17 protein-coding genes and 1 pseudogene are annotated in these 23,834 nt (G+C 63.2%); 14 read left to right on the forward strand and 4 right to left on the reverse strand.

Going from position 1 to position 23,834, the window contains the following annotated elements; all coding sequences use genetic code 11:
* Nucleotides 1-32 precede the first annotated feature (32 nt).
* Nucleotides 33-920 carry a LysR family transcriptional regulator gene (locus tag BLU35_RS34890; protein ID WP_162765180.1) on the reverse strand — a complete coding sequence of 296 codons (888 nt, stop codon included), beginning with the start codon at nt 918-920 and terminating at the stop codon, nt 33-35.
* A gap of 85 nt (nt 921-1,005) precedes the next feature.
* Between BLU35_RS34890 and BLU35_RS08230 the strand changes: the two genes are divergently transcribed.
* The 7 genes from BLU35_RS08230 (at nt 1,006) to BLU35_RS08260 (ending at nt 9,134) form a co-directional block, all read left to right on the forward strand.
* Entirely contained in the window at nt 1,006-1,911 is a 906-nt protein-coding gene (locus BLU35_RS08230) for an EamA family transporter (protein WP_502688143.1), read from the forward strand.
* Between the two features lie 215 nt (nt 1,912-2,126).
* Nucleotides 2,127-3,089: a galactofuranose ABC transporter, galactofuranose-binding protein YtfQ gene (gene ytfQ, locus BLU35_RS08235; protein WP_093232682.1), complete on the forward strand. Its 963-nt coding sequence runs from the start codon at nt 2,127-2,129 to the stop codon at nt 3,087-3,089.
* A 134-nt stretch (nt 3,090-3,223) separates the two neighbouring features.
* A complete protein-coding gene (gene ytfR / locus BLU35_RS08240; protein ID WP_093232683.1) occupies nt 3,224-4,738 on the forward strand; it encodes a galactofuranose ABC transporter, ATP-binding protein YtfR in 1,515 nt (504 codons plus the stop codon).
* Nucleotides 4,735-5,760, forward strand: coding sequence for an ABC transporter permease (locus tag BLU35_RS08245; RefSeq protein WP_093232684.1), 1,026 nt, complete (start codon nt 4,735-4,737; stop codon nt 5,758-5,760). Before ytfR ends, BLU35_RS08245 begins: the two co-directional genes overlap by 4 nt.
* Nucleotides 5,757-6,725: a galactofuranose ABC transporter, permease protein YjfF gene (gene yjfF / locus BLU35_RS08250; RefSeq protein ID WP_093232685.1), complete on the forward strand. Its 969-nt coding sequence runs from the start codon at nt 5,757-5,759 to the stop codon at nt 6,723-6,725. The genes BLU35_RS08245 and yjfF overlap by 4 nt, the downstream gene beginning before the upstream one ends.
* Nucleotides 6,726-6,743: 18 nt before the next feature.
* On the forward strand, nt 6,744-7,472 hold the full coding sequence (locus tag BLU35_RS08255) for a FadR/GntR family transcriptional regulator (RefSeq protein ID WP_093232686.1): 729 nt from the start codon (nt 6,744-6,746) through the stop codon (nt 7,470-7,472).
* A gap of 144 nt (nt 7,473-7,616) precedes the next feature.
* On the forward strand, nt 7,617-9,134 hold the full coding sequence (locus BLU35_RS08260; protein WP_093232687.1) for an FAD-dependent monooxygenase: 1,518 nt from the start codon (nt 7,617-7,619) through the stop codon (nt 9,132-9,134).
* Between the two features lie 142 nt (nt 9,135-9,276).
* Here the strand turns inward: BLU35_RS08260 and BLU35_RS08265 are convergent, their stop codons facing one another.
* The 3 genes from BLU35_RS08265 to katG form a co-directional block, all read right to left on the reverse strand.
* Nucleotides 9,277-12,492, reverse strand: a complete 3,216-nt coding sequence (locus tag BLU35_RS08265; RefSeq protein ID WP_093232688.1) for an efflux RND transporter permease subunit — start codon at nt 12,490-12,492, stop codon at nt 9,277-9,279.
* A 3-nt stretch (nt 12,493-12,495) separates the two neighbouring features.
* On the reverse strand, nt 12,496-13,608 hold the full coding sequence (locus BLU35_RS08270; protein ID WP_093232689.1) for an efflux RND transporter periplasmic adaptor subunit: 1,113 nt from the start codon (nt 13,606-13,608) through the stop codon (nt 12,496-12,498).
* A gap of 420 nt (nt 13,609-14,028) precedes the next feature.
* Nucleotides 14,029-16,236: a catalase/peroxidase HPI gene (gene katG / locus BLU35_RS08275; protein ID WP_093232690.1), complete on the reverse strand. Its 2,208-nt coding sequence runs from the start codon at nt 16,234-16,236 to the stop codon at nt 14,029-14,031.
* Between the two features lie 441 nt (nt 16,237-16,677).
* Here katG and BLU35_RS08280 point away from each other — a divergent pair, with 441 nt between their 5' ends.
* The 7 genes and pseudogenes from BLU35_RS08280 to BLU35_RS08310 all read left to right on the forward strand — a co-directional run.
* On the forward strand, nt 16,678-18,861 hold the full coding sequence (locus BLU35_RS08280) for an aq_1923 C-terminal domain (RefSeq protein ID WP_093232691.1): 2,184 nt from the start codon (nt 16,678-16,680) through the stop codon (nt 18,859-18,861).
* Between the two features lie 413 nt (nt 18,862-19,274).
* Nucleotides 19,275-20,165, forward strand: coding sequence for a helix-turn-helix domain-containing protein (locus BLU35_RS08285; RefSeq protein ID WP_093232692.1), 891 nt, complete (start codon nt 19,275-19,277; stop codon nt 20,163-20,165).
* A gap of 135 nt (nt 20,166-20,300) precedes the next feature.
* Complete coding sequence (locus BLU35_RS08290) at nt 20,301-21,251, forward strand: helix-turn-helix domain-containing protein (protein WP_093232693.1); 951 nt, start codon at nt 20,301-20,303, stop codon at nt 21,249-21,251.
* A gap of 189 nt (nt 21,252-21,440) precedes the next feature.
* Nucleotides 21,441-22,349 carry a helix-turn-helix domain-containing protein gene (locus BLU35_RS08295; protein ID WP_058324415.1) on the forward strand — a complete coding sequence of 303 codons (909 nt, stop codon included), beginning with the start codon at nt 21,441-21,443 and terminating at the stop codon, nt 22,347-22,349.
* A 174-nt stretch (nt 22,350-22,523) separates the two neighbouring features.
* Nucleotides 22,524-23,174: a hydrolase gene (locus BLU35_RS08300; protein ID WP_093232694.1), complete on the forward strand. Its 651-nt coding sequence runs from the start codon at nt 22,524-22,526 to the stop codon at nt 23,172-23,174.
* An 86-nt stretch (nt 23,175-23,260) separates the two neighbouring features.
* Nucleotides 23,261-23,554, forward strand: a complete 294-nt coding sequence (locus BLU35_RS08305; protein ID WP_093232721.1) for a XapX domain-containing protein — start codon at nt 23,261-23,263, stop codon at nt 23,552-23,554.
* Nucleotides 23,554-23,834 (forward strand): annotated as a pseudogene (locus BLU35_RS08310) (amidohydrolase); the annotation flags it as partial. The gene BLU35_RS08305 and the pseudogene BLU35_RS08310, both read left to right, overlap by 1 nt.

A 23,834-nucleotide genomic window follows, 5' to 3' on the forward strand; every position in this document is an offset into this window, starting at 1 on the left:
GTTCGTCGAGCGTGACGCAACCGCGGTTGAGATCACGCTGCGCGGCCCGTTGCCAATGCCTGCGCCTGAAGCTCTTCGGAAAGGAACGCCCAGAGTGCTGAGACCGGGCGGGATGAGAGGCCCTGGTCGTCGGCCGCGAAAAGCCCGAGTTCGATCACCGGGGCGGGCGGCAGGCCCTCTTCGGTCCCGAGGACCCGCATCGTGTTGGCGCGGATATTGAGATCCAGCAGAACGGCGATGCCGAGCCCCGCCTCGATCATCGACTGGATCGAGGAGAGGCTGGCGCTCGTCAGCACCGTGCGCCAAGGCCGATCCCCACCCTTCAGCGCTTCAATCATCTTGTGGCGCCAGGTGCAGACCCCGTCGAAGGTGACGAGCGGCAAAGGCCCTTCCTGCGGGAGCTCGAAACCGCGCGCCGCGACCCAGCGCAGCGGCAGCCGCCAGGTGAGGATCGGCTCACCACGGATTAGGGCCGGATCGCCGATCGCGACATCGAGCTGACCCTGCGACAGCTTCTCCGACAACACGGTGCTTTCGGTGACCGTCAGTTCGAGCGCCACGTTCGGATGACATTCGGCGAAACGCTGCAGTGCCCTTGGCAGCGAGCCGACGGCGATGTCCTCGATCATGCCGAAGCGGATCGGGCCCTGGAGCGCCTGCCCGGCGAGCGCTCGCCGGGCTCCTTCGCTCAGCCCCAGCATCTTCTGGGCATAGGGAAACAGCACATGCCCGGCTTCGGTCAGGTCCATGCCCCTGGTGCTGCGGTTCAAAAGCCTGGCGCCGACATCGTCCTCCAACCGGCGCAACTGCATGCTAACGGCGGCTTGAGTCCGTGCCAACCGCTGGGCAGCACCGCTGACGCTGCCGCATTCGGCGGTCACGACGAAGGCGCGCAGCAGGCCGATATCCAGATCATGCATATAACGATCCCTTATAGCGACATCACAACTATTAGCGTTCATTATTGTGCCGGGATTGCTATGTCTGTTCAAGCCCAACGGGAGAATGGACATGGCGGAAACGGAGACGACTGCGGATAGCGGGTGGAGCGGGCAGGGTACGACGGACGATTCCACAGGGCGTGTCTCTGTCGCGATTGTTTTTTGTCTGCTCTCCATGTCGAGCGTGCAGTTCGGCGCTGCACTCTCCAAGCCGGCGATGGAAAGTGTCGGGGCTTTTGGCGCGACCTGGCTGCGGCTCTCCTGGGCGGCGGCATTCCTGCTGCTTCTCGTCCGGCCCGCCTTCCTCAGCTACACCCGGGCGCAGTGGCTCTCGGCGCTTTCGCTCGGCGCCACGATGGCCGTGATGACGCTCTGTTTCTTTGCGGCGATCGCGCGCATCCCGCTCGGGCTTGCGGTGGCGATTGAGTTTCTCGGTCCGTTGACGGTCGCTGCGATTTTCGGCGGCCGTGGCTGGCGCCTGCTTTGCCCGCTTGTGGCAGCGGCGGGCGTACTCTGCCTCTCCTGGGATGGTGGCGCCTGGGTCGGAGACACAATCGGCCTACTTTTCGCCTTCGGCGCGGCGATCGGCTGGGGCGGCTATATCGTGCTGATGAAACAGGCCGGCCAACGCTTCAGGGGATTGGAGGGACTTGCTGTTTCGCTGCTGTTTGCTGCAGTCTTCGCGACGCCGTTCGGTCTCCATCAGGTTCAATCCGGCTTCTCCCTCGACATGCTGCTGGTGACGGCTGGGCTCGCCATTCTGGTGCCGCTGCTCCCCTACGCACTCGAGTTCATGGCGCTGCGTCGCATGCAGCCGTCGGCCTTCGGCATCCTGATGAGCCTTGAGCCGGCCATCGGCGCCTGCGCCGGCTTCATCGTTCTCGGGCAGGCGCTCTCCCTCAACCAGATCTTCGGTGTGGTTCTCGTGATGACCGCCAGCGCCGCCGGCACATTGCTGGCGAGGGCCTAGCGCGTAGCGGAAGGCGCCTGTTCTCGCCCGCTAATCCTCTGAACGTTCCGACGCTCCCGCGTCGGGGTCGGCTGCCCGCGTTCAGCCTTCTGCGACCTCCGATGAATTTCATCGACGTCTTGCGCGTTAGATGAAAAGTGCCCGTTTACAAAAGTAATATTATATGATTTTTATCTCGATGGCTGCGTGGAGGCAGCTTTCTTTGGGAGGACATCATGAAAATCGCCAAGGCACTTGCGAGTGCAACGATCTTTGCTGCCTGCACGTTCGGCAGTGCTTCCGCGGCCGATCTGGTCGTCGGCTTTTCGCAGATCGGCTCGGAGTCCGGCTGGCGCGCCGCCGAGACGACGCTGACCAAGCAGCAGGCAGAGCAGCGCGGCATCGACCTCAAATTCGCTGATGCGCAGCAGAAACAGGAAAACCAGATCAAGGCGATCCGTTCCTTCATCGCGCAGGGCGTGAACGCCATCCTCGTCGCCCCGGTCGTCGCTACCGGCTGGGACGAGGTGCTGCAGGAAGCTAAGGATGCGGAAATTCCGGTCATCCTGCTCGACCGCACCGTCGACGCCTCGAAGGATCTCTATCTGACGGCCGTGACGTCCGATCTCGTGCATGAGGGCAATGTTGCCGGCAAGTGGCTCGTCGACGCCGCGGCCGGCAAGCCCTGCAACGTCGTGGAGCTTCAGGGAACGACCGGCTCCTCGCCGGCGATCGACCGCAAGAAGGGCTTTGAGCAGGCGCTTTCCGGCCACGACAACCTGAAAATCGTCCGCAGCCAGACCGGTGACTTCACCCGCACCAAGGGCAAGGAAGTCATGGAAAGCTTCCTCAAGGCGGAGGACGGCGGCAAGAACATCTGCGCGCTCTATGCCCACAACGACGACATGGCCGTCGGCGCCATCCAGGCGATCAAGGAAGCCGGCCTGAAGCCGGGCAAGGATATCCTTGTCGTCTCGATCGATGCGGTTCCGGACATCTTTCAGGCGATGGCCGCCGGTGAAGCCAATGCCACGGTCGAGCTGACGCCGAACATGGCCGGCCCCGCCTTCGATGCGCTTGCCGCGTACCAGAAGGATGGCACGGCGCCGCCGAAGTGGATCCAGACGGAATCGAAACTCTACACTCAGGCCGACGAGCCGCTGAAGGTCTACGAGGAAAAGAAGGGCCTCGGCTACTGATGTCGGCCGTGGCCCGCGCTGCTTCTCGCGCGGGCCACGCTCTTTTCCAAGTTTCCGGCTGAAGAGCGCTGCTTGCCGCAGACAGGCGCCGTGCTTCTCGTCCGACAGATACCAGCATCGCGGAGACGGTACCGATGCAGACCAGTGACCACATTCTCCAGGCGATCCGGATCGAAAAGACCTTCCCGGGAACGAGGGCCCTCGACAAGGTCGATTTTCACCTGCGGCGCGGAGAAGTTCATGCGCTGCTTGGCGAAAACGGCGCCGGCAAGTCTACTCTCATCAAATGCCTGACCGGTGCCTACCGCCGCGACGGCGGCGCCATCCTGCTCGATGACGCGGAGGTCGATCCGCGCGACACGTTCGAGGCCCAGACGCTCGGTATCGGCACGGTCTACCAGGAGGTCAACCTGCTGGCGAACCTGACGGTTGCCGAAAATCTCTTCCTCGGGCGCCAGCCCCGGCGCTTCGGCATGGTCGACGTTAGCGCCATGAACCGGCGTGCGCAGGAGCTGCTCGCCGACTATGAACTCGACATCGACGTCACCCGCGATCTTGCAAGCTATTCGGTCGCGATCCAGCAGGTCGTCGCCATCGCCCGCGCCGTTGATCTCTCGGGCAAGGTGTTGATTCTCGACGAGCCGACGGCGAGCCTCGACACGCATGAGGTGGCGATGCTCTTCCGTATTGTCCGGCGCCTCAAGGCGCGTGGGCTCGGCATCGTCTTCGTCACCCACTTCCTTGAACAGGTCTACGAGGTTTCAGACCGGATAACGGTCCTCAGGAACGGGCAACTCGTCGGAACCCGTGAAACTGCCAATCTTGATCGGCGCGAACTGATCGCGATGATGATCGGCCGTGAACTGGCGGCGGAAATCCACGCGCCGCGCGCGCAGGACCAGGAAGGGCCGCTGCGCTACCGGTTTCGCAATTACGGTCGCAAGGGCCGCGTCCGCCCCTTCGACCTCGATGTCTGCGCCGGTGAAGTCGTCGGCATGGCTGGCCTGCTCGGTTCCGGTCGAACGGAAACCGCGGAGCTTCTCTTCGGGGCCCATCGTGCCGACAGCGGCGAGGCCGAGATCGACGGCCGCGCGGTCGATCTCTCATCACCGCGTGCCGCCATTCGCCACAGATTCGGTTTCTGCCCGGAAGATCGCAAGACATCAGGCATCATCGGCGACCTCTCGGTACGCGAGAACATCGTGCTCGCGCTGCAGGCCCGCCGTGGCTGGACGCGGCCAATCGCACGGGCGGAACAGAACCGGCTGGCGGACCACTACATCCGCGCGCTCGATATCCGTACGGCCGATCGGGAGAAGCCAATCAAGCTCTTGTCCGGCGGCAACCAGCAGAAGGCGATCCTGGCGCGCTGGCTTGCGACCGAGCCCGAATTCCTGATTCTCGACGAGCCGACGCGCGGCATCGACGTCGGCGCCCATGCGGAGATCGTCAAGCTGATTGAGGCGCTGCGCGAGAAAGGCCTGTCTTTGATCGTCGTCTCCTCGGAGATCGAGGAACTGGTCGCCTATAGCACGCGGATCATCGTGCTTCGGGATCGCGCCCATGTCGCTGAACTCGACGGCAACCGAATTACCGCCCACCAGATCGTCGAAGCGATCGCCGCAACCAATGAAAGGAGGACGTCATGACGTCGTTCTTCCGGCTCTATCTGAACCGGTTGCTACCGCAACTGATCGCGCTTGGCGTCATCATCCTGGCGGTTTCGCTCGTGTTTCCCGGCTTCCTCAACCTAGAAATCCAGAACGACCGGCTTTATGGCAGCCTCATCGACATCCTCAATCGCGGCGCCCCCGTGGTGCTGCTGGCAATCGGCATGACTGTCGTCATTGCCACCAAGGGCATCGACCTCTCGGTCGGCGCGGTCATGGCGATCTGCGGCGCTACCGCGGCTGCTTGTATCACGTCGGGGCATTCGGTCGCCGTAACCCTGCTGATCACGCTTGCCGTCGGTATCCTTTGCGGTCTTTGGAACGGGGTGCTGGTGGCGGTGCTCGACATCCAGCCGATCATTGCGACACTGGTCCTGATGGTCGCCGGGCGCGGTATCGCCCAGCTCATCACCGAGGGCGCGATCCTGACCTTCAATGATCCCGGCCTCGCCTTCATCGGCAGCGGTTCCTTCGCGGGCCTGCCGATGCCGGTCGTGATCTGGCTGGTCTTCGGCGTGCTGATCGCCATGGTCGTCCGACGGACGGCGCTCGGCATGCTGATCGAAGCGATCGGCGTCAATCGTCAGGCGAGTACGCTGTCCGGCGTGCTAACGCCCGTGCTGCTGATCGCCGCCTATGTTCTTTCCGGCCTTTGTGCCGCCATCGCCGGCATCATTGCCGCCGCCGATATTCGTGGCGCCGATGCCAACAATGCCGGGCTCTGGCTGGAGCTCGATGCCATCCTCGCGGTCGTGGTCGGCGGCACATCCCTGCTCGGCGGCCGCTTCAGCATTGCCGCATCGGTGCTCGGTGCGATCATCATCCAGGCGATCAACACCGGCATTCTTCTTTCCGGCTTCCCGCCGGAGTTCAACCTGATCATCAAGGCCGCGATCATCGTCTTCATCCTTGTGTTTCAGTCGCCGCGGTTCCGCACCGCCTTTTCCTTCTTGGTGCCGGCGCGTGGCGCGAGCAAAGCGAGCGAGCGAGCTGCAAAATGAAGCCTAAATATCTTCCGCTGATCGCTACGCTCGTGATCTTTCTTCTCGGCTATGCGCTTTGCGTCGCGCAGTATCCGAACATCCTCTCCACGCGGGTGATTGGAAACCTTTTGACCGACAATGCCTTCCTCGGCATCGCGGCCGTCGGGATGACCTTCGTCATCCTCTCGGGCGGCATTGATCTCTCCATCGGTTCGGTCATCGCGTTCACCGGCGTTTTCCTGGCCGTCGTGCTGGAACACACAAGCGTCCACCCGCTCATCGCTTTCGCCATGGTTCTAACGGTCGCGACGCTTTTCGGCGCGGCGATGGGCGCGATCATCCACTATCTGGAGATGCCAGCCTTCATCGTCACGCTTGCGGGCATGTTTCTCGCGCGCGGTCTGGCCTTTGTGTTGTCGATCGATTCCATTCCGATCAAGCATCCATTCTACGCGACGTTGAAGAGCCTATACTTCAAGCTGCCGGGCGGCGGACGCATCACGCTGATCGGCGGGCTGATGCTGCTCGTCTTTGCGATTGGCATTCTCTTGGCGCATCGAACCCGCTTCGGCACCAATATCTACGCGCTCGGCGGCGGCGCGGCGACGGCGCGGCTGATGGGCGTGCCGGTCGCAGCGACGACCGTGCGGATCTACGCGCTTTCGGGGTTGCTGGCGGGGTTGTCCGGCATCGTCTTTTCGCTCTACACGTCCGCCGGCTACTCCCTTGCGGCCGTCGGCGTCGAACTGGACGCGATTACTGCGGTCGTCATCGGCGGGACGCTTCTGACCGGCGGTTCCGGTTTCGTTGCGGGTACATTTGTCGGCATCCTCATCCAAGGCCTGATCCAGACCTACATCACTTTCGACGGATCGCTGTCGAGCTGGTGGACGAAGATCCTGATCGGCCTTCTGCTGTTTGCTTTCATCCTCTTGCAGAAGGGCATCATCTACGTCTCGCGTCATCGCCGACAGCCGGCGTGATCTGGCAAGGACCGGGCGATGTGGCCATTCTTCCAGCCGCCGCGTAAAAGGACGAGCCACCGGCTCGTCGTCGAAGAGCTCGGCCAGGCGGTTGTCGCAGGGGAATTCGCCGTCGGCGCCATCCTGCCCGGAGACGTGGAGCTTGCGGCACGATTCAACGTCTCCCGCACGGTTCTGCGGGAAGCAATGAAGACGCTCGCCGCCAAGGGGCTCGTCGTCGCGCGCGCCCGCATCGGCACACGCGTGATGCCGCGGGCGAACTGGAACCTCTTCGACGGCGACGTGCTTTCCTGGCATTTCCGGGCCGGTGTCGATGAGGAGTTCCTGCGCCATGTCACCGAGGTCCGTCTCGCTCTGGAGCCCTATGCAGCTTTGCTGGCTGCGCGCCGCGCCACGGACACCGATATCTCCCATATGATGCGGCTGGCGGTTGCCATGGGCGACGCCGACCACAGCGCACAGACGCTGGCCATTGCCGATCTCGAATTCCACCTCCGCCTGCTCGAAGCTTCGCTCAATCCGTTCATGCAGACCGTTGGCAGCCTGATCGAGGCGGCGCTGATCGGCGTTTTCCGGTTGAGCAACTCGGCGGCCGATGGCGCCGAGATCGATCGTGTCGCCGTCGCGCATATCCGCATCGTCGAGGAAATCCGCCTGCGCAACGAGGAAGGTGCACGAAGCGCGATGGAGCATGTGATACGCGTTGGGCAGCAACAGTTGATCGCAAATTTGAGGGCGCGCGGCTGATCCGGAGGTGAGCGCCGGACGCTCCGCAGACGAGTTGCCACAAAGCACTTTCTGCGCAGCTTGGCTTTGTCTGTCGCGTGGGCGTAGGGTCGGCGAAGATGCCGGCGCAACTTTTGCCGCCGGCGAAGGCGAGCGGAGAGCAGGGTGACGGAACAGGACGTTCTGATCGTCGGCGCGGGACCGACGGGGCTGGTGCTTGCTCTCTGGCTGACCGCCCAGGGGGTGAAGGTCCGCATCGTCGACAAGAATACCGGTCCTGGCCCAACGTCGCGGGCGATGGTGGTGCATGCCCGCACGCTCGAACTCTATCGCCAGCTCGATCTGGCGACAGCGGTGATCGCGGCCGGACACCGCAACCCGTCGGTCAACCTTTGGGCGAAGGGCAGGATCAGGGCGCATATCCCCTTTGGCCCCACCGGTGGGGAGCTGACGCCCTACCCTTTTGTCCTGGTCTATCCGCAGGATCATCATGAGCGCTTGCTGACCGAGCGATTGGAAACCATGGGCGTCACCGTCGAGCGGCAGACCGAGCTGGTCGACTTCGAAGACGCGGGCGGCGCGGTTCGCGCGCGCCTTCGGCTGCCTGACGGCAGCGAGGAGGTCAGCGCTGCGCGATACCTCGCTGGCTGCGATGGCGCCCGTTCAGCGGTGCGGCACAAGCTCGCTATCGGGTTTGAGGGCGGCACCTATAACCAGACTTTCTACGTGGCCGACGTCGAGGCGAGCGGCCCCACCGCCAACGGCGAGGCGCACATATCGCTCGAAAGCGGCGACTTCGTTGCGCTTCTCGCCTATGCCAAGGGGCGAGGACGCCTTATTGGCCTGGTCCGTGACGAGCGCGAGGACGCGCACAAGCTCACCTTCGAAGATGTCAGCCACCGGGCGATCGAGGGCCTGCGGCTCACCATCGACAAGGTCAACTGGTTCTCGACCTATCGCGTCCATCATCGTGTGGCTGACCGTTTTCGGGAGGGGAGTGCCTTCCTGCTGGGGGACGCGGCGCATGTGCACAGCCCTGTCGGCGGGCAGGGCATGAACACCGGGATCGGCGATGCGATCAATCTTGCGTGGAAGCTCGCTGCGGTGCTGAGGGGACGAGCGCCCGATGGTCTTCTCGACAGCTATGAGCGCGAACGCGTCGGCTTCGCGCACCAGCTCGTGGAGACCACCGATCGCCTGTTCACCTTCGTGACGGCAGAGGGCCGCTTCGCAGACTTTTTGCGGGTCGAGATCGCGCCGGTTCTGGCAGGTGTCGCCTACCGCATCGGCGGCATCAGGGCATTTCTGTTCCGGATCCTCTCGCAAACCCAGCTGAACTATCGTGGCGGACCTTTAAGCCGCGGCAAGGCCGGCAGGGTGGACGGCGGAGACCGGCTTCCCTGGGTCTTGGTCAATGGTCTCGACAACTACCCGCCCCTTGCCGCCATCACCTGGCAAGTTCATGTCTATGGTGCGGCGTCCGGGGAATTGAAACAATGGTGCGCGGCGCGCGGCGTGCCGCTCCATGTATTCCCCTGGACGGAGGAACACACGGCGGCAGGGCTGGCGATCGACGCCGCCTATTTCTTGCGCCCCGATACCTACGTAGCGGTTGCCGCTTTGGAGCGGGCGCCCGATGTGTTCGACGCCTATCTGGTGGACGTGGGGATCACCCCCTGCTGACGCGCGCCGTACAGGGGCCCGGCAACCCCGAAGGCAGTTCCCTTTGGGATTGCGGGGCAGGCAGATCCAACGCCGATTGGCGGAAAGGGTCGAATGGAAACGGGGCCGAACCGGCCCCGTTGTCGATGTTGCCGTCGGGTGGTCAAGCCGATCCATGGCTGGTTGGTGTCTGGGCGCCGCTCTCCGTCGCGTCGCTTTCTGCCGACGCGCCGTGCGCTCCGACCGGGTGCATGGAAATGCCGGCGAGTTTGTGGCCGCGCTCGCGCAGCCACTGGAAGGCGACGTAGAGCGCCGGGATGACGAAGATGCCGACGAGTGCCGCGGCAAGCATGCCTCCGGCAACGCCGGTGCCGACCGCGCGACGGCTGAGTTCGCCGGCGCCCTTGGCGACCACCAGCGGCACCAGGCCGACGATGAAGGCGAAGCTCGTCATCATCACGGCACGGAAGCGGGCGCGCGCCCCTTCGATCGCCGCATCGACGATCGAAGCGCCGGCTTCGCGGTGGGCCTTGGCGAACTCGACGATCAGGATCGCGTTCTTCGATGCGAGCGCGATCAAAACGACGAGGCCGATCTGGGCGTAGATGTCGAAGGAAAGCCCGGCGACGAGCACCGACAGCAGCGCACCTGATACGCCGAAGGCGACCGACAGCAGCACCGGTACCGGGATCGTCCAGCTTTCATAGAGTGCAACGAGGAAGAGGTAGGCGAAGAGCACGGCCATCGCCAGGATCGCCGTCGTCTTGCCGGCCGCTTCCAGTTCCTGCAGCGCCGTTCCAGTCCATTCGTAGCTGTATCCGGGCGGCAATGTCGAAGCGGAGAGCGCCTCCATCGCGGCGAGCGCCTCACCGGACGAATGTCCCGCGGACGGCTGGCCGTTCAGCGTGATCGAGCGATAGTTGTTGTAGCGTACGATCGACTGCGGGCCGACGATATAGTCGACCTTGGCGACCGAAGCGACCGGCACCATGTCGCCGTTTGCGTTGCGAACGTGCAGACGCTGAATGTCGTCGACGGCGTTTCGGTCCGTCTGAGAAGCCTGCATCGTCACCTTCCAGGTGCGGCCGAAGAGGTTGAAGTCGTTGACATAGTAGCTACCGAGCGTGCCTTGCAGCGTGGTGAACAGATCGCTCACCGAGACGCCGAGCGATTGCAGACGGTCGCGGTCGATATCGAGATAGAGCTGCGGCGAGCTCGCCGAATAGGTGGTAAAGGTGGGGCCAAGCGCCGGATTCTGGTTCGCGGCGATGATCAGGCCGCCCGCCGTGGCCGAAAGATCGGCGACCGAACGACCCTGCAGGTCGAGCAGCTGGTATTCGAAGCCCGAACCGGTGCCGAGGCCCATGATCGGCGGCAGGTTGAAGGCGAAGATCTGTGCGCCACGGATCGCCTGACCCTTGGCCATGGTCGTGCGGATTGCCGTTTCGACGCCGGCCGCATCACTTAGGCGCTCTGCGAAGGGCTTCATGGTGACGATCGCGAAGGCCGAGTTGGACTTCGACAGGCCATCGAGGAAGGAGTAGCCGGTGACGGTGATCACATTGGCGACCCCCTCGATGCCGCCAAGCATCGTCTCCACCTGTTTCACTACCGCGTCGGTACGGTTGTACGAGGCGCCTTCCGGCAGGCGGATTTCGGTAAAGAAGGCGCCCTGGTCTTCCGCCGGCAGGAAGCCGGTCGGCACGACACGGAAGAGGAAGCCGGTCGCGACGAAGGCGACGGCCAGCAACGCAAGCCCGATGATCGCGCGGCGGGCGATGTGGCCGGCCACATAGGCATAACCGTCGCGCCCCTTGTCGATGGTGCGCGAAATGTAGCCGAGAATGCCGCGCTTCGGTCCGTGGTGCGGCTTCAGAAGCACGGCGCAGAGCGCCGGGCTGAGCGTCAGCGCGTTGATCGCCGAGATCACCATCGACACCGAGACGGCGACGGCGAACTGCTGGAACAGCTGGCCGCTCAAGCCCGGGATGAAGGCGACGGGGACGAAGACCGACAGCAGCACGAGCGTGATGGCGACGATGGCGCCGGTGATTTCACCCATCGCACGACGCGCGGCTTCCGCTGCTGAGAGGCCGGGATTTTCCTCCATCACCCGCTCGACGTTTTCGACGACCACGATGGCGTCGTCGACGACGATACCGATCGCCAGAACCAATGCCAGCAACGACACGGTGTTGAGCGAAAAGCCCATGGCGAGCAGCACCGCGAAAGTGCCGATCAGCGCGACCGGAACGGCGACGAGCGGGATCAGCGTTGCCCGCCAGTTCCCGAGGAACAGGAAGACGATGATAATGACGAGGACGAAGGCCTCGAACAACGTTTCTTCGACGTTGTCGACGCTGGCTTCGACGAACTGCGCCGTGTCATAGGAGACCGAATAGGTGAGGCCCGGCGGGAACGATTTCGACAAGCGTTCCATCGCCTCCTGCACGCCCTTGGCGGCGGCAAGCGCGTTGGCGCCCGGCGCCTGATAGGTGCCGATCATGGCAACAGGCTTGCCATTGATCCGGGCGTTGGAGTCCGAACTGGCCGCCCCGAGCTCGACACGCGCAACGTCGCGGATGCGCACATAGGAACCATCGGGCCGCGCGCGCAACACCACATCCTCAAACTGCTTGGGATCGGTCAGGCGGCCTTGGGTCTGGAGATTCAGCTGGAACAGCGGATCGTCGGTCATCGGCTGGGCGCCGATGCGACCGATCGCGGCCTGAACGTTCTGCGCCTTCAACGCATTGATCACGTCGGTTGGCGTCAGGTCCAGGCTCGTCATGCGGTCGATGTCGAGGACGACGCGCATGGAGTAGTCCTGAGCGCCGAAGAGCTGCGCATCGCCGACGCCGGGCACGCGCTTGACCGTGTCGAGCACGTTGATCGTGGCGTAGTTGGACAGGAACAGGGAATCGAAGTTCTGCTTCTCGTCCGCAGCAAAGATGGTGATCACCTGCATCAGCGCGGACGACTTCTTGCGCACGCTGACGCCGCTCTGCTTGACCTCGGACGGTAGACCCGCTTCGGCCAGCGATACGCGGTTCTGCACGTTGACCGTGGCGATGTCCGGGTCGGTCCCGACGGCGAAGGTGACGGTCAATGTATAGGAGCCGTCAGCGCCGCTCGTCGATTTCATGTAGAGCATGTCGTCGACGCCGACGACCTTGCTCTCGATCGGCTGGGCAACGGTGGTTTCCACCACGTCGGCGCCGGCGCCTGGATAGCTTGCCGTGACGCTGACCTGCGGCGGCACGATGTCGGGGAACTGCGCGATCGGCAGACGGGTGAGCGCCAGAAGGCCCGCCAGCGTCAGCACGATGGAAATGACCGTGGCGAAGCGCGGGCGATCGATGAAGATCTCTGAAATCATCGCTTAGCCACCTGCTGCCGTGGCGGCATCGACGGTGATGCCCGGCCGGACCTTACCCGCCCCCTCGGTGATGACGTTCTCGCCTTCTTTCAGGCCCCTGCTGATCACCGCTTGGCCGCGGGTGTTGCGCGCCACGTCGACGCGGCGAAGCTCCACCTTGGAGCTGGCGTCGACCACCAGCACGAAGGCCCCCTGCTGATCGCGCTGGATCGCCTGCTGCGGCACCGCCAGCACATCCTGTTTGTCCGACTGCTCGAGCACGACGCGCACCAGGGCGCCGTCGAGCAGTATGCTGTCCGGATTGGGGAATTCGGCGCGCACGGTCACCGTGTCGGTGCCTTGCGAGACGTTGCTGGCGATGAAGTTGATCGTGCCCTTCTGCTTGTATTCCGTGCCGTTCGGAAGCCCAAGCCCGACATTGGCGCCGCCGCTGATCTCGCCCTTCAGCACGCGCTCGCGATAGGTGAGGTAGAGCGCGGTCGCTACCGGAAACTGAACATAGATGGGATCAAGCCGGGTCAGCGTGACCAGCGACCCGCTGTCCGGGCCGACGAGCGCGCCGACATCGGCGGCGGTCAGGCCGACGATGCCGTCGAAGGGGGCCACGATCTTCGTGTAGGAAAGGTTGAGGTCGGCATTGTCCTTGCTGCCCTTGAGCCGCACGAGATCGCCGTCTGCCTTGCGGACCGCGGCATTGGCCTCGTCCACCTTGGCCTGGGAGACGGTCTTGGTGGTGAGGAGCTGGTCGGCGCGATCGCGCTCAAGGACAGCGAGATCCTTGGAGGCTTCGGCCGCTTCGATCTGTCCCTGGATTTCCTGGACGGCGGCGCGATAGGCGCCGTCTTCGACCTGGTAGAGCACCGTGCCAGCGGTGACCTTCTGTCCCTCGGTGAAGTTGACGGCTTCGAGGAAGCCCGGCACGCGGGCGCGAATATCGACCTTCTGGATGGCGGTGACCTTGCCGGTCAGGTCGACGCTTTCACGCAGGTCCATGATCGCTGCCGGCGCTACGACAACGGCCGGAGCCTGCTGGGCAAGAGCCGTCTGCGCCGTCAGACCAATTGCGACCAGAAGCGTTGATGTGATTGAAGCTGCACGGATTCTCGTATGACGCATGCAACGTTCCCCCTGAACGAAACAGCTTGAGATGACTTCAGCGCGCCTGGGCAGGCGCCCTCGTTGCGTTGAAAGCAGAACACGTTCTCTGCCTCAAGTCACGCAACTAATAGTTGATAAGACGTCGACCACATAAATGGGATGGGTTTGCCAGAGCTGGACGGTACGAAGGAGAACTTGTCGCAAAAGCAATGGCTTGCACCCCTTGTCCCATCCGAGGCGGAAGTGCTTGCTGGCGCGAGGTTCAGGATGGTTCGGTTGAACCCGTCACCCGAGGGCGACCGTTTAACGTGTGTTGCGCCGTGGCGGCCGCAGGGCCGGCCTTGCAACCTTAGGTGACGAATTTCGCGCGGATGCTCTAAAAACAGGTCCCGGCTTTATGCCGGGACCTGCGGTCGATGGTGGCGTCAGGCCGGAACGTCAGGTGAGATCGAAGCGATCGGCGTCCATCACCTTGTTCCAGGCGGCCACGAAGTCGCGCACGAACTTCTTCTTGGCATCGGCCTGTCCATAGACTTCCGCGACGGCCCGAAGCTGCGAGTTGGAGCCGAAGACGAGATCGACGCGGGTCGCCGTCCACTTGACGTCGCCGGTCTTACGGTCACGACCTTCGAAGACGTCCTTGGCATCCGACGTCGCCGTCCACGCGGTGGCCATATCGAGCAGGTTGACGAAGAAGTCGTTGCTGAGCGTTTCCGGGCGATCGGTGAAGACGCCGTGCTTCGTCGCATCGTGGTTCGCGCCGAGGACACGAAGGCCGCCGACCAGTACGGTCATTTCCGGCGCGGTCAGCGTCAACAACTGTGCCCTGTCGATCAGCAGCTCTTCCGGCGAAACCGCATATTGGGTCCGCTGGTAGTTGCGGAAACCATCGGCGATTGGTTCGAGCACCTCGAAGGAGTCGACATCGGTCTGCTCCTGGCTGGCATCTGCGCGACCTGGTGCGAAGGCAACCTCAACGTCGTGACCCGCCGCTTTCGCTGCCTTCTCGATTGCGGCCGCACCGCCAAGCACGATCAAGTCGGCGAGCGACACCTTCTTGCCGCCGGACTGCGCGTCGTTGAAGGCGCGCTGGATGCCTTCGAGGGTTTCGAGCACCTTGGCCAGCTGTGCCGGCTGGTTGACCTGCCAGTCCTTCTGCGGAGCAAGGCGGATGCGGGCACCGTTGGCACCGCCGCGCTTGTCCGAACCGCGGAAGGTCGAGGCGGACGCCCAGGCGGTCGAGACCAGTTCGGAGACCGAAAGGCCCGAAGCGAGAATCTTGGCCTTGAGGTCGGCGATATCCTTTGCGTCGACGAGCGGATGATCGACGGCGGGGATCGGATCCTGCCAGATCAGGTCTTCGGTCGGCACTTCCGGGCCGAGATAGCGGGCGCGTGGGCCCATGTCGCGGTGCGTCAGCTTGTACCAGGCGCGAGCGAAGGCGTCTGCGAAGGCGTCCGGGTTCTCGTAGAAGTGCCGTGCGACCTTTTCGTAGGCGGGGTCGACGCGCAGCGCGAGGTCGGTCGTCAGCATCGACGGGGCGTGACGCTTGGACTTGTCATGCGCATCCGGGACGGTGCCGGCGCCCATGCCATGCTTCGGCGTCCACTGGTGCGCACCGGCCGGGCTCTTCGTCAGTTCCCATTCGTAGCCGAAGAGGTTCCAGAAGAAGTTGTTGCTCCACTTGGTCGGCGTCGTCGTCCAGGTGACTTCGAGACCGCTGGTGATGGCGTCGCCACCACGGCCGCTGCCGTAGGTGCTTGCCCAGCCGAGGCCCTGTTCCTCGATGCCGGCGCCTTCCGGCTCGCGGCCGACATTGGCGGCATCACCGGCGCCATGGGTCTTGCCGAAGGTGTGGCCGCCGGCGATCAGCGCGACGGTTTCCTCGTCGTTCATGGCCATGCGCGCGAAGGTCTCGCGGATGTCACGGGCCGCAGCGACCGGGTCCGGGTTGCCGTTCGGGCCTTCCGGATTGACATAGATCAGGCCCATCTGCACCGCTGCGAGCGGATTTTCGAGGTCGCGGTCGCCGGAATAGCGCTTGTCGTCAAGCCAGGTCTTTTCCGTACCCCAGTAGATGTCCTCTTCCGGTTCCCACACGTCCGGACGGCCGCCGGCGAAGCCGAAGGTCTTGAAGCCCATCGACTCGAGCGCACAGTTGCCCGCGAGGATCATCAGATCGGCCCAGGAGATGCTGTTGCCGTACTTCTGCTTGATGGGCCACAGGAGGCGGCGCGCCTTGTCGAGGTTGGCATTGTCCGGCCAGCTGTTGAGCGGAGCAAAGCGCTGCTGCCCGGCGCCTGCGCCCCCGCGGCCGTCGCCGGTGCGGTAGGTGCCGGCGCTGTGCCAGGCCATGCGGATGAAGAGCGGGCCGTAGTGGCCGAAGTCGGCCGGCCACCAATCCTGCGAATCGGTCATCAGCGCGAAGAGGTCATTCTTCACCGCTGGCAGATCAAGCTTTTTGAATTCCTCGGCATAGTTGAAGGCTTCGCCCATCGGGTCGGAAAGGGAGGAATTCTGGTGCAGGATCTTCAGGTTGAGCTGGTTCGGCCACCAGTCACGGTTCGAGGTGCCGGCGGATTGAGCGCTCGTCTGAGCTCCGTGCATGACGGGACATTTGCCCGTTTTGTCGGCTTTCGCGTCCATTTCTATCTCCCTTTGCGATAACGTGAATTGTGCGGATCAGAGGAAAGGCAGGCTGTGCGGGCCAGCGATGCGCTGGGCCCGGCTTGCGGCATTCTTTGTGCCGTCGGTGGTTGTCGTTCCGCGAAGCGGTCTCGCCACTGGCTGCGTCTCCCTCATTGCACCGGCAACTCTATCAAAGTGGTTCCATTAATTTAAGTTGGATTTCCTGATGGTGACGATAAGACGATCCTATGGCTAATGGACGGCAGGGCAACAAGCGCATGCTTGCAGCCCTGCATGCATCTTTGATGACGCGCGAGCGCTTTGCCGATTGCAGCCCACACAAGAATATTGGTGCACTGTACTCCCGCCAAACTTGCGTAAGAAAGCGCCAATGGTTAGTCACATCCGCAAAGACTCAAAGAGCTTTTCCATTTTTCGCGTGGTGAAAGGACAGACATCGTGGCTGAGACAGAAACTGGGGCCGGCAAGGGCCGTCGCAAAGCACTTTGGGCGGCAGTCGCGGTGATCGCGATCGCAGCCGCCGGCGTGGTCGGCGGCAAGTTCATGCTCGAAAGGACCGTCGACAAGTTCATCGCCGAGCGTGGCGGCAAGGCGGGCTCCGTCGAGGCGGATTTCCTCGGGCGCATTCATCTGCGTGACGTGACGCTACCCTTCGCCAATGGCGCCCGTGTGCAGGTCGCCGCGATCGATGGCCGGCCAAAGATCTTCTTCCTGAGCGGCAGGCTTGATGTGAAGGGCCTCGAGCTCGATATCGCCGCAGGCAAGTTCTCCGTGCCGCATGCGATCCTCGAAGAACCGGACTTCTTCGCTGGCGCGCTTTCCAAGGCCGGCGATCAGGGTGAGCTGACGACGCTGAAACGCATCGAGCGCTTTGCCGCAAAACGGATCTCGGCGCCGGAGGCGACGATCAGCCAGGATGTGGCCGGCACCGAGCAGAAGACGGTCTACAAGGACCTCGCGCTCGAAGACATCGCCGGCGGCCGCGTTGCTCGTTATTCGGCGAGCGGTGCAAGCTTCGCCTTCGCCATGGATGTTCCAGACGGAGAAGGCGCAACGAAGCGCGAGCAGATGAACGGCTCGATCGGGGCTGTCGCGGGCGAGGACTTCGACGCGGCCTATATGGTGCGGATCTACACGGAAAAGGCCAGCCCGGACGACAAGGAGCCGAAGCCGCTTTACGGTCCGATGTCGGCAAAGAACCTTTCCTTCTCCGACGGCGAGGCGCAGTTCGGTTATGACGAAGTGCGCAGCAAGGGCTTCAGCGCGCGCATGCCGGCCGAGCCGTTGCTGGAGACCTTGGAGAAGTTGCAAGGGGTGACGGACCCCGAAGCGTTGCCGCCGGCGGAGCGGCAGGCGTTCTTCCAGCGCATCCTTTCAGTTGTCGACATGATTGGCAGCGGCGACATCGAATTGCTCGGTCTCAAGATGGAAGTGCCGGACAAGAGCAGCGAAGAGGAAGGCAAGACGATCAAGCTCGCCGTCGACAAGATGGCGATGCAGCTCAATGGCCGCAGCTTCGACGGTGCCTTGCACGGTCTTTCCGCCGGAGAGGGCGCAGACTACGTCAAGCTCGCCGAAGCCAGCATCAAAGGCTTCTCCTGGGCTCCGACCATGGAGGCGCTCACGAAGTTGGCGGGCCTGAAAGAGGAAGAGTTTGAAACCTTCCCCTTCACCACGCTGATGCCGGAATTCGGAACGATCCGTATCGCCGGACTGGATGTTGATATGCCCGGCAGCCCGCCGACAAGCGTGACCGACAGCGAAACTGGCGAAGACGACCAGAGCGTCACCGAAAGCGAGGCGGATCCGTCGGTCAGCGCCGAGCAGGCGCCGGATGAAACAACCGATGGCGATGCCTCGGAGGCAGAGGTCCCGGCCGATGCTCAGGACGATCCGATGGCCGAAGCGCCGGCCGAGCAGGCGGCCGTGCCTTCCGTTCCGGAGCGCGTCCGTTTCACGCTCGACAACTACGAGCTGGCCCTGACCAAGCTGCACAATGGCATCCCGACGGATGTGCGCGTCAGCTATCGCGATCTAAGCGTGCCGATTCCGGCCGACACGCAGGAGGAAGGCTTCGTGACCCTGCGCAAGCTGGGCTTCGACAAGCTGGTGTTCTCTTCCAACGTCGAACTGACCTGGGATGAGCCGAACGAGAACCTCGTCATCAAGGATATCTCCTTGAGCGGCAGGGACATGGGCAGCTTCTCCTTCTCCGGCTTGATGGGTGGCGCGAGCAAGGACTTCTTCTCCGGCGACATGACCGCTGCGCAGGTAGCGCTCTTCGGCCTCACGGCCCGGGAAGCCACGCTCAAGCTCGAAGACAAGGGCATCGTGGCCAAGGGCATCAAGCTCTATGCCGAGGATAACCACATGACCGAGGACAGCGTTCGCGGTCTCCTCGTGCTGATGACGAGCGCTGGCGTGCAGCATTTTGCTGCCACACAGCCGAAGCTGCAGGATGTGGCAAGTGCGTTTACGCAGTTCATCAGCAAGCCCGGCGCCTTCACCCTGAAGGTCAAGGCCAAGGAAGAAGCCGGGATTGGCGCACTCGAGCTGATGGGCGCCGCCGAAAATCCAGCGCTTCTGCTCGACAAGGTCGATCTCGAAGCCGCCGCACAGTAATCGATCGCGGGCCGCGTCAGCCGACACGGCCCGCATCACTTCTGCCTGCAGGCCCCGGAAGGACTTCCCGCAGCACCTTCAATGCCTCCCGTCCGATTTCATGCCCGCCACGACTGTAGAGGGGCTCGGGTATCGGCCCTTTACCTCACAAGATAATCGACCAGGAGCCCCGCGAGCACTGCGCGATCGGCTCACGCACAACGGGCTTCCGTCAAAACAGAGTCGTTTGCGGCTAAATGTGAGCAAAGGATACAAGAAATTGGTGGCAGCACCCTGCATTTTCCCTGACATGACGGCAAAAGCGCGATGATTCCGTGTGTTGTGTGTTCGTCATCGGATCGATCAGGCATCCAGGCAGGTTTCCACGCGAAGAATGAACTCCAGCGCCAGGAGGCGAAGGTGGACGGCAGGCTATGAAACAACCGAATGGCATTGGAGCGTGTTTTGGCGAGCCGAAGGCGCCGTTTCTCAGGGTTCGGCCCGTTCGCGACGCCCGCTTTTCGGTCACGCGTCTGCAATGCCGGCTGAATGGAGCAATGAGCCGCGTCGTGTCCCTTCCCGCCGACGACGCCTATTTCCTGATGTTCTATTTCAAGGACGTCATGCACCGCGACGTGGTGCCGGGCGGAGGCGAGAGTGAAATTCGCCGCTACCGGCAGGGGTCGGTCTGCCTCGTCGATCTCGTTCAGGGCGCCAGTATCCGGCTTGTCAGCGATCTCGATTCACTCGCCTTCCACCTGCCGCGGGCTTTGTTCCGCGAAGTCTCCGAGTTCGCTCACGCTCCGGCCGCCGCCGGTCTCAGGTGCCGCCGCGGCGAGATCGACGACGTCATACACAATCTTGCCTTGGCGCTGCTGCCGCTTCTCGCCAAGAGCGAGAAGGAACCGGGTCCCGTGCTGCAGCATATCGCTGTCGCAATCTGCGCACATCTCCTGCACTCCTATCCGGATCGAGCCGATGCATCCGCCAGCCCCGATCTGTCCGTGTGGCAGGAGAAGGCGGCCAAGGACTTCATGATCGACCATTGGGCCAAGGACTTTTCGTTTGCGGCTGCGGCGTCGGCCGCAAACCTGTCTGAGGGCGTTTTTGCCGCGGCCTTTGCATCCGTGACCGGGCAAACGCCGGAGGCGTGGCTGATGCGGTACAGGATCGGCCGAGCCAAACGCTATCTGATCGAGGAGAGGTGGTCGGTGGCCAAAACCGCCGCCAGTTGCGGTTATGCCGACGAAGCGCGGTTCAGCGAAGCCTTTCGCGAGGTGACGGGAGTGGCGCCGGCCGTGTGGCGCGCGCGCTGGCGGCAGTGAGGGGAGCGTCCGTTGACCTGTGAAGCTCTGCGATGTCCCCTGAGATTTGCCTCTGTAATGCGGCCGCCAACCGTTGTAGCATCTGCCCCGCCGCCGAAGCAGGCGGCTGAGCTCGATACTGGGAGACCCTGACCGATGGCCTTACAAGCGGGACTGGGCGCAAGCGAGCGCACACCACGCCCCACTGTCAGAAGGATCAGCGCGGGCGATATCACCGTGACGAGAACCTTTTCGGATCGCTTCGATCTGGACCTCGGGCCGCTGATCCCGGTCGCCGACGCCTTCAACGTCATCGTCCAGATGCGTGATTTCGAGGCGCATCGTCTGTGGCGGCGCGGCGAACTCGTCTATGAGGGAGGGCACTCCAAGGCATCGCTCGCGATCACCGATCTTCGGGACCAATGGCAGTGCCACCATCTGTCGCCCTTCGACAATGTCCGCTTCCACATCCCATTCGCCTGCATGCGGGCCTTCACCGAAAGGGCGGGACGCGGCGAGTATGTGTCATTGTCTTCCGTGCAGGGATGCGTGGATCCGGTGATGTTCGGCCTCGCCCAGGCGCTGCTGCCCTCGCTCGAAGAGCCGGACCGGGCCAATCTGCTTTTCGTCGAACAGATCAACCTTGCCGCACTGGCTCATCTCAGCCAGACCTATGGCGGTTTGTATTTCCCTGTCGACAAGAAGGGTACGCTCGCGCCATGGCAGGAGAGGCTGGCGACGGATTTTCTGGTCGCACACTTCAACAAGGCGTTTTCGATCGGCGATCTCGCCGCCCAGTGCGAGCTCTCGCGCAGCTATTTCAACAAGGCCTTCAAGGAGAGCTTCGGGCGCACGCCGTCCAGGTGGCTGACCGAATACCGGATTGCGCGGGTTAAGGAGTGTCTGCTTCAGGACACCCCCCTTGCCGAAATCGCGATCCACTGCGGATTTGCCGACCAGAGCCACATGACCCGGGTGTTCACCAGCCAGACGGCGGAAACGCCGGCGCGCTTCAGGAAAAAGAACCGCTCCGTCGGGGTGGCGGTAGATCTCAGTAATAGCGCGGAGAGAGGGCGCGCCCTCATGTGGATTGTTCAAAACACATGAAAAGCGTGCAAGAATGACGCGGCGGCCGGGGCCATCATAGGCCGCTCCTGCAGATGATGATGAGAATGAACTGCGTGCACACGTCCCAGGCGCACAGCAATCCGGGCGTCGGTTGGTTCCGCGCGTTTCGTTTTCATTAGCGCTGCGGGAGTTTTTGGCGCGTGGTCTCGATAAACAGGAGCGAAGACGATGACGAATGCCTCCGCTGCCTCGGTCGGAATGCGCCCGCGCGACAGCCTCGGATGTTCGCTGGACCAGCTCGATGACGACAGGACGATCGAAGGCCGCGACATGGTCTTTTATCGCAAGCGATCGGCAGCGGGTCCGCCGGGCAGGGTCGCGACCCCTGGCAATGGGCGGGGATATCTGATCGGCCTGTCGCTCGCAGGCGGTCATAGCCGCCGGGTTTTCGGGGAGCATCACTCCGCGATCCAGGAGTTCGGCCAGAATTCCATCTACGTCAGGAACTTCGCCGACGACTACAAAGCGGATCTGGAAGGCTCCTTCGACTTCACTTTGCTTGAAATCGGCTACGGTGCGCTCCAGAGGATTGCGGATGCAGCAAATGCCACGGGAGTCAGCGAGCTGAGGTCCATTTCCGGCTCGCCCGATCCTGTTCTCGGCGGCATGCTCGGTGCCTTGTTTGCGTCGGTGGACGGTTACACCGATCGCAGCGCGCTGTTCGTCGATCAGCTTTCCGTCGCAATCGGCGTGCATATGGTGCGACAGTACGGCAACGGCCGCGGCGAAAGTTTGGCTGGAGGACGCAGGCTCTCGCAGCGCTGCCAGGCAAGTATTCGCGAACTCGTGCAAGCCCGTCTCGACGGCGAGCTTACCGTCGAAGAGCTGGCCTCGACCTGCAACCTGTCGCAGGCAGCTTTTCTCCGCGCCTTTCGGGAGACCATGGGCAGCACGCCCTTCCGCTGGCTGCTGCAGCAAAGGATCGAAAAGGCCAAGGACCTGCTGCAGTTCTCTCCCACATCGCTGAGCGAGATCGCCACCGCCTGCGGTTTTTCGGATCAGAGCCATTTTACCCGTGCCTTCGTGCAGGCGGTGGGGGCCACGCCGCGCCAATGGCGACGCAGCCGGCAGTCGTAGGGCTTACCGCAAGTATAGTTGTGCGGCGAAGCGGCCCGGATCAGACTAACAGTCTCCGGTATGACGAGCGAAATTTTCAAAAATCCACCTTTGGCGACAAGAACGGGACCGCCGTCGGCGGCATAGTTGGGCCTCTCCAATCGGAGCCAGTTTCAATAGAAAGAGGCCACGACCATGTCCGCGACAGCGACCCCCGGCAAACTCCTCGTTTCGCCCAAGGACCACACCCTGATCATGATCGATTTCCAGTCGCAGATGTCGTTTGCGACCAAGTCGATCGATGCGGTGCTGCTGCGCAACAACGCCGCCTTGGTCGCCCATGCGGCCGCCGGCTTCGGCGTTTCGACCATTCTCACCACCGTTGCCGAGAAGACCTTCTCTGGTCCGATGTTCTCTGAGATCACCGACGCCTTCCCGGGCCAGACGCTTTTGGACCGCACCTCGATGAACACCTGGGAAGACGCCGCCGTGATCGCGGAGATCAACCGCCTCGGCAAGAAGCGCCTGGTGATGTGCGGGCTCTGGACCTCGGTCTGCATCGTCGGCCCGACGCTGTCGGCGCTCGACCAGGGTTTCGAAGTCTATGTCATCGCCGACGCCTGCGGCGACGTCTCCGACGAGGCGCATGAGCGGGCGATGGACCGCATGGTGCAGGCCGGTGTGCGGCCGATGACGGCGCTGCAGTACATGCTCGAGCTTCAGCGCGACTGGGCCCGTACCGAAACCTACGACATGACCACCGGCATCGCCAAGAAGTTCGGCGGCGCCTATGGCCTCGGCATCATTTACGCCAAGTCGATGTTCGGCGCCTCCGAAGGGCACTGACACGGGGCTGAGATGCCCTCTAGATTATCGCTCTGGCCGTGCTTGAGGCGGCCGGGGCGGCACTGTCATTCGTGAAGGAGTTGGCGATGAAGTTGTATCTTCTCTCGCTCGGAGCCGGACTGCTTGTCGGCATCATCTATTCGCTCTTGAACGTCCGCTCGCCGGCACCGCCGGTCATTGCGCTCATCGGCTTGCTCGGCATCCTCATCGGCGAGCAATCGGTGCCGCTGGTCAAGCGCGCCCTGTCGGGTGAGCCGGTCAATCTCAGCTGGTTCAATCTGCAGTGCATGCCCCACATGTTCGGCCACCTGCCTAGCGGCGCACAGGCCGCTGCCGGCAAGGCGAAGGATGCGGCCATCAATGATGAAAGGGCCGGATGATGCCGACGCGACGCTCGTTTCTCGGTGCAACCGCCGCTGCCCTAGCCTTGGGCAGGGCAACCGCGACACACGCCCAACAGACTGGAGACACCTCGATGACGCCCGACCTGATCCTGCACAACGGCCTTGTCACCACGCTCGACCGCGCCAACCCGACGGCAAGCGCCGTTGCCATCAAGGACGGAAAGTTCCTGGCCGTCGGCGACGACCGGACGATCATGGCGCTGGCCGGCCCGGGCACCAAGGTGATCGACCTCAAGGGCAAGCGCGTGCTGCCGGG

Source organism: Sinorhizobium sp. NFACC03 (assembly GCF_900103435.1).
Taxonomy (GTDB): Bacteria; Pseudomonadota; Alphaproteobacteria; order Rhizobiales; family Rhizobiaceae; genus Ensifer.

Bases quoted from the DNA above. Each gene is read 5' to 3' on its own strand.
- BLU35_RS08265 (WP_093232688.1), bottom strand. From the start codon at position 12,492: ATGATTTCAGAGATCTTCATCGATCGCCCGCGCTTCGCCACGGTCATT.
- BLU35_RS08230 (WP_502688143.1), top strand. From the start codon at position 1,006: ATGGACATGGCGGAAACGGAGACGACTGCGGATAGCGGGTGGAGCGGG.
- BLU35_RS08290 (WP_093232693.1), top strand. From the start codon at position 20,301: ATGGCCTTACAAGCGGGACTGGGCGCAAGCGAGCGCACACCACGCCCC.
- ytfR (WP_093232683.1), top strand. From the start codon at position 3,224: ATGCAGACCAGTGACCACATTCTCCAGGCGATCCGGATCGAAAAGACC.
- BLU35_RS34890 (WP_162765180.1), bottom strand. From the start codon at position 920: ATGCATGATCTGGATATCGGCCTGCTGCGCGCCTTCGTCGTGACCGCC.
- BLU35_RS08255 (WP_093232686.1), top strand. From the start codon at position 6,744: ATGTGGCCATTCTTCCAGCCGCCGCGTAAAAGGACGAGCCACCGGCTC.
- BLU35_RS08270 (WP_093232689.1), bottom strand. From the start codon at position 13,608: ATGCGTCATACGAGAATCCGTGCAGCTTCAATCACATCAACGCTTCTG.
- yjfF (WP_093232685.1), top strand. From the start codon at position 5,757: ATGAAGCCTAAATATCTTCCGCTGATCGCTACGCTCGTGATCTTTCTT.
- ytfQ (WP_093232682.1), top strand. From the start codon at position 2,127: ATGAAAATCGCCAAGGCACTTGCGAGTGCAACGATCTTTGCTGCCTGC.
- BLU35_RS08295 (WP_058324415.1), top strand. From the start codon at position 21,441: ATGACGAATGCCTCCGCTGCCTCGGTCGGAATGCGCCCGCGCGACAGC.
- katG (WP_093232690.1), bottom strand. From the start codon at position 16,236: ATGGACGCGAAAGCCGACAAAACGGGCAAATGTCCCGTCATGCACGGA.
- BLU35_RS08300 (WP_093232694.1), top strand. From the start codon at position 22,524: ATGTCCGCGACAGCGACCCCCGGCAAACTCCTCGTTTCGCCCAAGGAC.
- BLU35_RS08245 (WP_093232684.1), top strand. From the start codon at position 4,735: ATGACGTCGTTCTTCCGGCTCTATCTGAACCGGTTGCTACCGCAACTG.
- BLU35_RS08285 (WP_093232692.1), top strand. From the start codon at position 19,275: ATGAAACAACCGAATGGCATTGGAGCGTGTTTTGGCGAGCCGAAGGCG.
- BLU35_RS08305 (WP_093232721.1), top strand. From the start codon at position 23,261: ATGAAGTTGTATCTTCTCTCGCTCGGAGCCGGACTGCTTGTCGGCATC.